Origin of the sequence: Vibrio sp. Y29_XK_CS5 (genome assembly GCF_024181835.1) — a bacterium.
Taxonomy (GTDB): Bacteria; Pseudomonadota; Gammaproteobacteria; order Enterobacterales; family Vibrionaceae; genus Vibrio; species Vibrio harveyi.
Genome location: NZ_JAMZAM010000003.1, coordinates 148,185 through 160,074, shown reverse-complemented (window position 1 = coordinate 160,074; position 11,890 = coordinate 148,185). Strand labels below are relative to the sequence as shown.

Below are 11,890 nucleotides of genomic sequence, written 5' to 3'. Positions count from 1 at the left end.
AAAACTTCCCTTTTTTATGTTTTGCTCACAATGCATGCTTAAACATAGCGTGTGAATTTTTTCGGGTCGAATGCTGCTCGAATCGCTTCACCGATAAAGGTCACCATAACCAGTACAAGAACAATCGAGCTCACTACTGATGCAACGATCCATGGCGAGTCTAGGTTCGACTTACCTTGTTGCAACAACTCACCCCAACTTGGCGTTGGAGGCATCAAACCAAGACCTAGGTAATCCAGTGCCGTCAGTGCAGTGATGTTTGCAGCGATAGTAAATGGTGCAAGAGTCACAATCATAACCATGGTATTTGGCAAGATGTGGTTGAATAGAATACGTCCAGTGGATGCACCAAGTGCGCGCGCAGCCATCACGTATTCACGAGCTGATTCTTTATAAGTCATGGTACGCATGTACCACGTCATCCCCATCCATCCAAAGAGTACGTTGATGGCAACAAATAAGGTGAATGTGGGCTGAACTATCGAAACTAAAATCATGATGACGTACAAAAACGGCACCATAGACCACACTTCGATCAAACGTTGAACAAACAGGTCAAACTTACCGCCCCAAAAGCCCATCGCACAGCCAACAGCAGTACCAATCGCGTACGAGATTGCCATTGTCAGCAAGGCAAACCCCATCGCCGTTCGAAAGCCGTAAACCAATCGAGCTAAGATGTCTCGGCCAATCACGTCCGTACCAAGGTAGTGTTTACTCTCAGCATCTGGAGCCGTTGGCGGGAAGTCACCACTAAAATCTTGCTCGTACGGGTTCCACGGCACAATCGGCAGAATAACGAAGTTATCACCACCTTCCGCTTCGAAGACTTTTTGCAGCTCGCGGTAATCCGCTTCACTGGAAGACGCTTGACCAAACTCGCTGCCTAAACGCACATCACTCACCACAGGAAAGTAAAAGCTACCGTCGTATTTGACGACAAGCGCTTTACTGTTGATCAACAACTCCGCAAATAGAGAAAGGATCAACATGGTCGATAAGATCACAAATGACCAGTAACCACGTTTGATTTCTTTAAAGTGGCGGATTTTCTTTTGAGTTAACGGGCTAACTTTAATCATATTACGCTCCAAACTTCACACGTGGGTCGACTAAAGCAACACAGATATCTGAAATGATATTACCGATCAGCAGTAATACCGCGTTGATAGCTACGATGCCCATTACTACAGGATAATCGCGCTCCATGATGGACTCATAACCAAGCAGACCGATGCCATCAATGTTGAAAATTACTTCAATAAGGAATGCACCTGTCATAAAGAACAACAGAGAGTTACCGAAGTGAGAGGCGATAGGAATTAAGCTATTGCGTAGTGCGTGCTTACGTACCGCTTTCTTAAATGGCAAACCTTTCGCAATGGCAGTACGAATGTAATCAGATGATAGGTTTTCCATTAGGTTGTTCTTCATCGTCATCGTCAACGTTGCAAAATCACCGATGAGATAACAGATCAAAGGCAGCACCGCGTGCCACATAATGTCTTTCGCTCGCTCAAAAAAGGTCTCATAGTCATCAAAATCATCACCAACGAAGCCTCCCATCGGGAACCACTCTAGGTGATAACTGAACAAGGTAATAAGGAGGACACCTACCACATACCCAGGCAAGGCGTAACCAACGAAAATAAGAATAGAAGACGCGGAGTCAAACACGGAACCGTGCTTCAACGCTTTATAGTAACCAAGTGGGATAGAGATAAAGTAACTGATAAAGAAGGTCATCCCACCATAGAATAAGGAGACAGGTAGACGCTCCGCAATCATGTCTGATACTGGCTCGTAGTAACGTGTTGACTCACCTAGGTCCAGCGTCACTAAGCGGCTCAGCCATTCAACGTACGCTTCCATAACTGGCTTATCTAAACCGTAGAAAGCATTAAGCTCCGCGATTTGGTCATCGGAAAGAGCGGTGTTACCACCCGCAGAAGTCATTGATGCGGCACCATCACCTTGCGCTTGCATTTGAGACAGCATGCGCTCAACCGGACCACCAGGTACGAATCGCGTGATAGCAAAGATAAGAATGGTAATTCCGAGAAACGTTGGAATCACCAACGCCAATCGACGTAAAAAGTACGACAGCATATACAACTTGCTCCTTGTCTACTGTCCATTATTAGGCGGGGTTGGAGAGGAAAGATCCGGCCCAAAATGGTGCATTTCTATCCCGTAGTAACTAAAGCTGTTGAAACACACTCCCTGAGTTTCAAAAGTCAGTTTTTTCCACTACTGCAATAATTTCAGCGTCATATTTATCTTGAATCCGAGCAAGCTTCAAGTGTTTGAATCCAAAACATGACAAACTTCTTCCGATGTCGAAAAACAGAAATGTTTTTGTAAATAATTATAAAAAACCACAAAAACAATTCATACAGAATATCAATCTAGGCACTTTAGAGCCAAAAGCCTATATAAACATGCAGATATCCAGAATAAATAGACAAAACCACCTAAGCAATATTTGACCCAAAAATACGAGTGAGCCCTTTGATAACGGTGGGTATCATATTCTGATACCACCCAGTGCGAGCGAGTTAACATACCTACCATTCCGTAAAAAGCATAGATCAGAATTATTCTCTAGATATACATCCATTTTCAGTGCTAATCGCCCACTTAAAATCCATAGGCGATATAAGTCATTAGTGTTTACAAGAAACACAAAATACGGTGTTTTATTAAGATTTGATCTCGATTTATAAACGTCATGCAGTAAATTATTCTGTGATTTAGGTCACTTTTGGTTTTTTACATCTTTTTTACATTTCTTTATCTCTGTTTACCACTGGTTTGACTTCCTTTTTTCATCTCAGGTATACATGTTCCGAACGTTAACGAAATATTAACGTCACAATTGGTCGTTATATGGCCAGACATAGGAAATAATAATAATCGGAGCAACAAGGATGTATAAAAACACAACCGCTTTATCTGTTGCGATCAGCCTTGCACTGGGAACCGCAGCAGTGGCACCTCTAGCAGCACAGGCAGAAGAGCAGCAAGTTGAACAACTTCAGAAGATGAAGGTAACAGGTTCACGTATCTCCACTACGGACATGGAAGGTCCAAACCCAGTAGACGTATATACAGCAGATGACATCGCTAAGATGGGTGCTGTAAGCGTAGATGATGTTCTACGTGGACTAACACAGAATGGTGCAGGCAGCTACGGCAGCTCATTTACTAACAGTTTTGCTGCAGGTACTTCTGGTGTTTCTCTTCGTGGTCTTGGTGCGAGCCGTACTCTAGTTCTACTTAACGGTCGCCGTGTAGCAAACTACGCGTTTGCACAAAACCTAAACGACACTTTCGTTGACCTAAACTCAATCCCACTTTCAGCTGTTGAGCGCATCGACGTTCTTAAAGATGGCGCATCAGCAATCTACGGTTCAGATGCTATCGGTGGTGTAGTAAACGTAATCCTTAAGCGTGACTACGAAGGCTTTGATGTTCGCCTAAACGGTGGTCAAACATCTTACAGCGATGGTGAAGACCTAGATGTTACGCTAACTGGCGGTAAAACATTCAATGACGCAACAAACATCATGGCGTCTCTAAACGTTGTCCAAAAAGGCAACATCATGATGAAAGATCGTCCAAACACGAAAACTGCTGACCACTCTTCTCAAGGTGGTTATGACTGGCGTAGCTCTGCAGGTACACCAGGTCGTGTTTACAAAGAAGATGGTACATGGGAATCACTATGTACTGGTGGTAGCGCAGAATGTAACTACAACTACAACGAAGAAATTGCAATGATCCCAGAAAGTGATCGTTACAACTTCCTAACTAGCCTTAACCACCAACTAAACGAAGATACCAACCTGTTTGCGGAGCTAAGTTTAAACCGAGTTGAGTCAACAACTATCTCGGCACCGACGCCAGACTTCCAAAACGTGACTATCTCGAAAGACAACCCGAACAACACGTACGGTGAAGACGTCACTATGCGTCACCGTATTCTTGAAGCTGGTAACCGTATCAACGAAATCACAACGGATTCTATCCGCGTTGTGGCAGGTGCAGAAGGTTACGCAAACTGGTTTGATACTGACGTAGACTGGACAGCTGATGCTGGTTACCACTACACAGAAACCGAAAACGTAGGTAAGAATTACCTAACAATCGCAGGCTACCAAGCGGCGATCGACAGCGGTGCTTATAACCCATTCGTTACGAACAACCCATCATCATCACTAGACGGTGCTCGCGTTGAAACAAAACGTAAGGGTGAATCTAAACTTGGCTTCATCAATGCTGGTGCTTCTTTCCCAGTATTCGAGCTATCAGGCGGTGACGCATACGTTGCTGTTGGTGGTGAGTTCCGTTACGAAGCAGGTTCTGATACGCCAGACGCAAGTGTTGAAGCAAACCAAATCGTTGGTAGTGGTGGCACAAGCTCTGATGGTGACCGTACTGTATTTGCAGGTTACGTAGAACTTGTTGCACCGGTTATCGAAGAAGTGGAAGTACAACTTGCTGGTCGTGCAGAGCACTACAGCGACTTTGGTTCAGCATTCAGCCCGAAAGTGGCAGTTCGCTACCAACCAATGGATGAAGTGCTATTCCGTGCATCATACAGCCACGGCTTCAAAGCACCGACTCTACCAGAAGTTAACGCGGGTGCATCTACAAGCTATCAAACACTTTACGACCCGCAAACTGACACTCGTGGTCAATACCGCGTTGTTAGCCAAGGTAACAAAGACCTAGATGCGGAAACAGCACAGTCATTCAACATCGGTACTGTAATCGAGCCGCTTGAAGACCTATCTGTAAAAGTTGATTACTTCTACATTGTGAACGATGACAAGATCGACACACTAGGTGCACAGAAGCTTATCGACGAAAACAGCCCTAATGTTGTTCGTAAAGCGAACGGTGATATCGACTACATCCTAGATGAGTACGTGAACGTTGCTAAGCAACAAGTAAGCGGTATCGATAGTGAAGTGAAGTACGACCTATCAACTGATAGCTACGGTGACTTCCTAGTGAAACTAGCTGGTACTTACAACATTGAGTACAAGCAAAGTGACTCAGACGGCAACCTAGAAGATTACATTGGTACTTACTTCGGTGGTCCTCGCTTCAAAGGTAAAGCAACGCTTGGTTACGGCTACGAAGACTTCGCATTCACAAACATCGTGAACTACACGCACTCTTACGACACTCGTTACGAGACTGCAGAGCACTCTGAAGTTGACGCTCTAACAACTTGGGATACACAGCTTGCGTACACAGGTATCGAAAATGCAACGATTGCTGTTGGTATCCGTAACGTAACTGACGAATTGGCGCCATTCTACAATGAAGCAGAAGGCTACCACTTCGCATTCCACGACAACACAGGCCGTTTCTACTACCTACAACTTGAATACGGCTTCTAAAAACCTTTTTGGCGCGGGGCTTTCCCGCGCCCTTATCGACTGACTTTATACACTGACAAGGATGCTACTATGACGTTAAAGAGATTTGGCGTGAGTGCTATTACCGCTGCACTGCTGTCTGTAAGTGCTGGTTCTATAGCGGCAGATTCAGGTTCGGTAATTTCTACTCAAGCAAAAACCAACACCTCTGCACAAGTTTCTCAACAAAAAATCGACGGATATGCTGAAAGCGCGGAAAGCATGCTAGCTGAATACAAAGGCTTGCTTCGCCAAATCGACAGCATGAAAGTCTACAACGAGCAAATCAATCGTATGGTTCAATCGCAACAAGGCGAGTTGGATTCATTAAACAACCAGATTGCTCAAATCGACCAAACAGCGACAGAAGTTGTACCTCTAACGCTTAAAATGATCGATGCCCTAGATGAGTTCGTTACTCTTGATCTTCCATTTCAAAAAGAAGAGCGCACCAAACGTGTTACTGAGCTGCGTGACCTAATGGATCGTGCAGACGTAACGACTTCAGAAAAATTCCGTAAAGTGATGGAAGCGTATCAAATCGAAGAAGGCTTCTCTCGCTCCATTGAATCTTACAAAGCTAGCCTAGAGCGCAACGGTGAAACCGTGACTTACGACTTCCTACGTATTGGTCGTACTGCGCTTCTATTCCAATCTCCGGATGGCGGTGAAACAGGCATGTGGAATCAACAAACCCGTCAATGGGAATCACTACCTGAAAACTACCGTATCGCTGTACAGCAAGGCCTTCGTATCGCTAAGAAACAAGCGCCACCAGCGCTGATCAAACTGCCTGTATTTGCTGGGGAGGAATAAGAAATGAAAGGATTCAAAACTCTAGCCGCTGGTTTGCTAGCGAGCTTATTCATGATTTCTGGTGCGCAAGCTGAAGCACCTAAAAACCTATCTGAGCTACTGAAAAACGTAAAATCAGAAAGTATTGTTGAATCAAAAGAGAACAAAGCTCGTGAAGCTGAGTTCAAAAACAACCGCGACAAGCAAGCTGCATTGCTACAACAAGCTCGTGACGAGCTAGCTGCCCAACAAGCACTTGGTGATGAGCTAAAAGCAACATTTGATGAAAACGACAAGCAGCTAACTGAGCTAACTGAAACACTTCGCGTTCGTTCAGGTACTTTAGGTGAGATGTTTGGTGTGGTTCGCCAATATGCGGGTGAATTTAAAGGTCTATTTGCAGCTTCGCAAAACGCCGTTCTTTTCCCTGAGCGTGACGTACTACTTTCTAAACTAGCGGAAAGTAAAGAACTGCCATCTACGCAAGAACTTGAAGCGTTTTGGCACACAATCCTACAACAAGTAGTCGCATCAGGTGATACAACAACAGCTCAAGCGACCGTTGTATACGGCGAAGGTAAAGAAGCGGTACGTGACGTAACCCTAGTGGGTGAGTTTAACGCAATCGCAGATGGCAAATACGTAACTTACGTACCTCAAACTGGTAAGTTCGAAGAGCTATCACGTCAACCGAGCAAGAACATCACTCGCCTAGTTGGCGGTTTTGAAGCAGCAGAAGGCACATACGAACCACTATTTATCGACCCATCTCGTGGTGTGATTCTGTCTCTACTAGTACAAAGCCCTACCGTTCAGGAGCGTATTGACCAAGGTGGTATCGTTGGTTACGTAATCCTAGCTATGGGTGCAATTGGTGCACTGATCGCACTCGTTTGTTACCTACGCCTACTCGTTATCGGTGGCAAAATGCGTAAGCAAGCGAAATCAGACACTGTTATTCCTGGCAACCCTCTGGGTGAAGTTATCCAAGCTTACCAAGAACACAAAGGTGACAACCTTGAAGATCTTGAAGCGAAACTGGACGAAATCATCCTACGTAACGCACCGAGCATTGAACGCTTTATCAGCTCAATCAAACTGTTCGCTTCTGTAGCACCACTTCTAGGTCTACTGGGTACGGTTATGGGTATGATCGGTACGTTCCAAGCAATCACACTATTTGGTACAGGTGATCCTAAGCTAATGGCTGGCGGTATCTCAGAAGCACTTGTTACTACGATGCTTGGTCTGGTTGTCGCAATTCCTCTACTGTTCCTGTACACCATCGTACACAGTAAAGGTCGTCGTTTGGTTCAAACTCTTGAAGAACAGAGTGCAGGCTTCATCGCTCGCTATCAGGAAAAACTGCATAAAGCCGAAAGCTAAGGAGGCGTTATGTGGTGGTTAGTTGGAGAACTTGAATCAATCAGACGCTTCTTGGGAATGGGTGGTGATGTACTCGTCGCCATCTTTATCCTCAGCTTCATGTTGTGGGCAGTATTGCTAGAACGTTGGTTTTACTTCGCTGCCGTCGCTCCAAAAGCAATGAAAAAAGCCGTTGGCTTTTGGGAAGAGCGCTCAGAACATAAAAGCTGGAACGCTAAGATGATCCGACAAGAAATCGTTTCTCGTCAGGATATTGAGAATAAAAAGGGACTACCAATCGTTAAAGTGCTGATTGCGCTTTGTCCCCTACTTGGTCTACTCGGCACCGTTGTCGGCATGATTCAGGTATTCGATATCTTAGCGGTTACAGGTACAGGAAGCCCTCGAGCAATGGCCTCGGGGATCTCAAAGGCAACAATCCCAACATTAGCGGGAATGGTGGCTTCACTATCAGGACTGTTCTTTAGTACTCGTCTTGATCATTTAGCCAAAGTCACCACGCAGAAGCTTGAAGACAAGCTAAAGCACATTGCCTGAGTAAACGGAATTAGAGGTATAGGTCATGAAGAGACGCTATAGCAATGACAGCAGTGATGAAGCTGCTATCGATATGACACCGATGCTCGACATCGTCTTCATCATGTTGATCTTCTTTATCGTAACAACATCGTTCGTTAAAGAAGCCGGTCTAGAAGTAAATCGCCCAACGGCTAGCTCAGCGCAAACCGTGAAGAAAGGTAACATCATGGTTGCCATTGGTGCCGCTGGTGACGTTTGGGTTGATAAACGTCGCATCGAAGTAGACGCCGTACGTGCAAACATCGAACGTCTACGTGCAGAAAGCCCAGATGGTGCAGTTGTTATCCAAGCGGATACTGAAGCTAACGCTGGTGTAGTCGTGAAGGTTATGGACCAGATTAAGATGGCAGGTGTAGAAAGCATCTCCATTGCCGCAACCAATAAGGATTAAGCCTATGCGGTATCTGGCCTCAATTGCACTGGCGCTCATTGTCTCCCTCGGATTGTTCTGGGGGATGGACAAGCTAGTAAACAAAGAGCGCCACGAGCTAGTGTCGAATGATGATCTACGTATGGTTGAATTCATTCGCATTAAACCGGACGAAAAAATACAGGAGAAAAAGCGCGAACTACCAAAACCACCACCGCCGAAGCGTCCGCCACCGCCACCTGAAATGAAGGTGACGTCAACGGTCAAACCGGTGATGGATCAAATCCCGATGGACATGCCGAAACTTGATCTACCAGTTAATGTTACGGGTGGCTCAGTACTTGGTCACTACTCTCAGGGCGGTGGTTCAGTTGCGGGATCGGGTGGTCCAGTACCATTGGCGACTTTCCAACCTCAAATGCCTCGTAAAGCGGCGAAGTCAGGTCTAGAGAAAGGCGTGGTATTGATTGAATTCACCGTTAACGCTCGCGGCGCGGTTGAAGACATCAAGGTAGTAAAAGAGACACCTCGTCGACTTGGTTTAGGTAAAGCAGCAAGAAAGACCGTATCGAAATGGACTTTCAAACCTAAGATGGTTGATGGACAACCGGTGGCCTCGCGCATGGCTCAAGAAATTGAGTTCACCACCAACTAGGGAGTCACAATATGAAATTACTCAAGACATTGCTGGCTTCTGTTGCGTTAACAATGGGTGTGCTTAGCACACCTGTTGTTGCCAAAGATTCGCCACAGCTTTCTGATAAAACATTTAAAGTCGTTAACAAAGTTCAAGAACTGATTGCGACTGAGAAATACTCTGATGCAATCGAAAGGTTGAACAAGGCACTCGGTAAAACTTCAAAGAAGTATGACCGTGCAGTACTGCTGCAACAGATGGGCTTCTTGTACTCAATGAGAGACGACTATGTAAAGGCATCTAAGTACTTTGCAGAAGCGCTTTCTCTGGATGCTCTTCCAGTACCCGTTGCACAGCAAGTTCGTTACAGCCTTGCTCAGTTATATCTTGCTGAAGAACAGTTTAAGAAATCGGTTAAAACCATGGAAAAGTGGTTTGCCGTAGCTGAAACAACGAAAGAAAAACCACAAGCACACGCTTACATCACGCTAGCAAGTGCTTACGTTCAAATGGAAGACTACCGTAAAGCAATCGCACCAACTAAAAAAGCGATTGCAATGACGAAGAATCCAAGTGAATCGTGGTACATGCTTCTGATGGCTTCTCATTACGAGCTAGGTCAAATGAAGAGCGTTGCTAGTGTTCTTAAGATCCTAACCACTAAGTACCCACAGAAAAAGCGCTACTGGATGCAACTTTCTGGTACTTACATGGAGCTAAACCAAGACAAGAATGCACTTTCTGCTTTAGAAATGGCGTACAAACTGGACTTGTTTGAAGAAGAGAAAGAGTACTTACGTCTAGTCAACTTCCTTGCTTATCAAGAGATACCTTACCGCGCGGCGAAGATTCTAAAAGATGAAATGGCAAACGGTAATATCGAAACAAACCAAGAAAACTTAGAGCGTTTAGCGTCATTTTGGCAGCAGTCGAAAGAGCTTGATAATGCGATTGATACCTATCAAACCGCTTATCAATTGGCTCCTAAGACAAAAAGCCAGCTAAAAATTGCCCGTTTGATGATTCAAGCGAAGCAATACCAAGCTGCTTCTAAGTTTGCTGCGACGCCTGCCTCAGACGCATCGCGCTCGCAAGCCGCAGAATTGCAATACATCCGCGGCATGGCTTTCTTTGAATTGAATCAGCCAACTCAGGCGCTTAAATCAATGAAGAAAGCAGCACAATCGGATTCGATGAGACAAGTAGTGAGTCCATGGATCAACTACCTAGAGTCGCAAGGCTAATAGGCGCTCATCATCTGCAAAGTAGTAACCAAAGTGGTTGTGGTTGCTCCGAAAATTAAGTGTGAGTCAGTCGCACGCCTGGGGAAGTGAAAGCTTCCCCTTTTTTCGCTTCTATATATAGAGGGGGAATTCATACCACACCTCAAAGATCCAAAAGATCGGCTAGCAACATCAGGGAGATCATGATACTCTTCGCCTCCATTTTTCTGGCGGGTTTATCACCAATCTCAAGCAGTTTGATGAAGAAATCATCAACGCCAGTGCTATCGTTATACCAATCTCGTGAATAAACGTCGTTGGCATGACAACAAGGTCGAGACTTCTTTCGGCATTCACTCAATCCAACCAAAAGTGGAACAGTACAATGGGCAAAGGTACTCTCTATATCGTATCTGCACCTAGCGGCGCAGGTAAATCTAGCTTGATCTCAGCAATGTTGGAACGTAACCCAACATATGCAATGAAAGTGTCTGTGTCTCATACTACTCGTGGCATGCGCCCTGGCGAAGAAAACGGTATCCACTACCATTTCGTTGCAAAAGAAGAGTTTGAAGCTCTGATTGCACAAGGCGACTTCCTAGAATACGCAGAAGTGTTTGGTAACTATTACGGCACATCACGCGTATGGATTGAAGAAACGCTAAACAAAGGCATCGACGTTTTCCTAGACATCGACTGGCAAGGTGCACGTCAAATCCGTGAGCAAATGTCAGAAGCGAAAAGCATCTTTATCCTGCCACCATCAAATGGTGAGCTAGAACGCCGTCTAAACACTCGTGGTCAAGACAGCGAAGAAGTGATCGCAAAACGCATGGCAGAAGCAAAATCTGAAATCTCACACTACAACGAGTACGATTACGTAATCGTAAACGATGATTTCGATACTGCATTAATGGACTTTAAAGCCATCCTACGTGCGGAAAGATTGAAGGAAGAAAAGCAAGCTGCTAAATATAAAGGTATGCTTGATGCGCTTCTAGCAGAGTAATTCTGCACTGAAACACAAATTTTCGCTTCTTTATTACGGTAAGGAAGCTTATATTGCTTATATAGAAAGTCATTGTTGTTGCACGTCTTATCGCTAGTAAATATTACGCTGAGACTGTATACTTTCTCGTCATTCAAAATTTAGTTAACTATTTGGAGTCCTCATGGCACGCGTAACTGTTCAAGACGCTGTTGAAAAAGTTGGCAACCGTTTCGACCTAGTACTGATTGCGGCTCGCCGCGCTCGTCAAATGCAAACTGGCGGTAAAGATGCACTAGTGCCAGAAGAGAACGATAAGCCAACGGTTATCGCTCTACGTGAAATCGAAGAAGGTTTAATTACTAAAGAAGTTCTAGACGCTCGTGAACGTCAAGAACAGCAAGAGCAAGAAGCGGCAGAGCTAGCGGCAGTAAGCAGCATCGCTCACAACCGTTAATTCTGACTTTAGAATTCAACAAC

Annotated in this window: 11 protein-coding genes; 9 read left to right on the top strand and 2 right to left on the bottom strand. The window is 45.1% G+C overall.

The genetic code is table 11. The annotated features are described in order from the left end of the window. Nucleotides 1-38 precede the first annotated feature (38 nt). Complete coding sequence (locus NL647_RS14625) at nucleotides 39-1,082, bottom strand: ABC transporter permease (RefSeq protein WP_005449386.1); 1,044 nt, start codon at nucleotides 1,080-1,082, stop codon at nucleotides 39-41. A gap of 1 nt (nucleotide 1,083) precedes the next feature. Continuing rightward, complete coding sequence (locus NL647_RS14620; protein ID WP_005434432.1) at nucleotides 1,084-2,109, bottom strand: ABC transporter permease subunit; 1,026 nt, start codon at nucleotides 2,107-2,109, stop codon at nucleotides 1,084-1,086. 821 nt (nucleotides 2,110-2,930) lie between these two features. On the opposite strand from NL647_RS14620, the gene NL647_RS14615 reads away from it, so the two are divergent. The 9 genes from NL647_RS14615 to rpoZ all read left to right on the top strand — a co-directional run bounded on the left by NL647_RS14615 (nucleotide 2,931) and on the right by rpoZ (nucleotide 11,867). Continuing rightward, nucleotides 2,931-5,414, top strand: coding sequence for a TonB-dependent receptor (locus NL647_RS14615; RefSeq protein WP_005448453.1), 2,484 nt, complete (start codon nucleotides 2,931-2,933; stop codon nucleotides 5,412-5,414). Nucleotides 5,415-5,483: 69 nt separating this feature from the next. Continuing rightward, nucleotides 5,484-6,248, top strand: a complete 765-nt coding sequence (locus tag NL647_RS14610) for a DUF3450 domain-containing protein (protein WP_005448454.1) — start codon at nucleotides 5,484-5,486, stop codon at nucleotides 6,246-6,248. Nucleotides 6,249-6,251: 3 nt separating this feature from the next. Next, the gene (locus NL647_RS14605) at nucleotides 6,252-7,613 is read left to right on the top strand and encodes a MotA/TolQ/ExbB proton channel family protein (RefSeq protein ID WP_005448456.1); all 1,362 of its coding nucleotides are present in this window, start codon (nucleotides 6,252-6,254) and stop codon (nucleotides 7,611-7,613) included. 9 nt (nucleotides 7,614-7,622) lie between these two features. Then, nucleotides 7,623-8,150 (top strand): MotA/TolQ/ExbB proton channel family protein, encoded by a 528-nt coding sequence (locus tag NL647_RS14600; RefSeq protein ID WP_005448458.1) that lies wholly within the window; start codon nucleotides 7,623-7,625, stop codon nucleotides 8,148-8,150. A 25-nt stretch (nucleotides 8,151-8,175) separates the two neighbouring features. Beyond that, the gene (locus tag NL647_RS14595) at nucleotides 8,176-8,583 is read left to right on the top strand and encodes a biopolymer transporter ExbD (protein WP_005430119.1); all 408 of its coding nucleotides are present in this window, start codon (nucleotides 8,176-8,178) and stop codon (nucleotides 8,581-8,583) included. 4 nt (nucleotides 8,584-8,587) lie between these two features. After that, entirely contained in the window at nucleotides 8,588-9,217 is a 630-nt protein-coding gene (locus tag NL647_RS14590) for an energy transducer TonB (RefSeq protein WP_005430078.1), read from the top strand. 11 nt (nucleotides 9,218-9,228) lie between these two features. After that, nucleotides 9,229-10,443 (top strand): lipopolysaccharide assembly protein LapB, encoded by a 1,215-nt coding sequence (locus NL647_RS14585; protein ID WP_199449580.1) that lies wholly within the window; start codon nucleotides 9,229-9,231, stop codon nucleotides 10,441-10,443. A 364-nt stretch (nucleotides 10,444-10,807) separates the two neighbouring features. Continuing rightward, nucleotides 10,808-11,431 (top strand): guanylate kinase, encoded by a 624-nt coding sequence (gene gmk, locus NL647_RS14580; RefSeq protein WP_005430186.1) that lies wholly within the window; start codon nucleotides 10,808-10,810, stop codon nucleotides 11,429-11,431. A 163-nt stretch (nucleotides 11,432-11,594) separates the two neighbouring features. Continuing rightward, nucleotides 11,595-11,867 (top strand): DNA-directed RNA polymerase subunit omega, encoded by a 273-nt coding sequence (gene rpoZ, locus NL647_RS14575; RefSeq protein WP_005379346.1) that lies wholly within the window; start codon nucleotides 11,595-11,597, stop codon nucleotides 11,865-11,867. Nucleotides 11,868-11,890: the final 23 nt, after the last annotated feature.

Coding starts and splice junctions, on each gene's coding strand:
- NL647_RS14625 (WP_005449386.1), bottom strand. CDS start 1,082: ATGATTAAAGTTAGCCCGTTAACTCAAAAGAAAATCCGCCACTTTAAA.
- NL647_RS14620 (WP_005434432.1), bottom strand. CDS start 2,109: ATGCTGTCGTACTTTTTACGTCGATTGGCGTTGGTGATTCCAACGTTT.
- NL647_RS14615 (WP_005448453.1), top strand. CDS start 2,931: ATGTATAAAAACACAACCGCTTTATCTGTTGCGATCAGCCTTGCACTG.
- NL647_RS14610 (WP_005448454.1), top strand. CDS start 5,484: ATGACGTTAAAGAGATTTGGCGTGAGTGCTATTACCGCTGCACTGCTG.
- NL647_RS14605 (WP_005448456.1), top strand. CDS start 6,252: ATGAAAGGATTCAAAACTCTAGCCGCTGGTTTGCTAGCGAGCTTATTC.
- NL647_RS14600 (WP_005448458.1), top strand. CDS start 7,623: ATGTGGTGGTTAGTTGGAGAACTTGAATCAATCAGACGCTTCTTGGGA.
- NL647_RS14595 (WP_005430119.1), top strand. CDS start 8,176: ATGAAGAGACGCTATAGCAATGACAGCAGTGATGAAGCTGCTATCGAT.
- NL647_RS14590 (WP_005430078.1), top strand. CDS start 8,588: ATGCGGTATCTGGCCTCAATTGCACTGGCGCTCATTGTCTCCCTCGGA.
- NL647_RS14585 (WP_199449580.1), top strand. CDS start 9,229: ATGAAATTACTCAAGACATTGCTGGCTTCTGTTGCGTTAACAATGGGT.
- gmk (WP_005430186.1), top strand. CDS start 10,808: ATGGGCAAAGGTACTCTCTATATCGTATCTGCACCTAGCGGCGCAGGT.
- rpoZ (WP_005379346.1), top strand. CDS start 11,595: ATGGCACGCGTAACTGTTCAAGACGCTGTTGAAAAAGTTGGCAACCGT.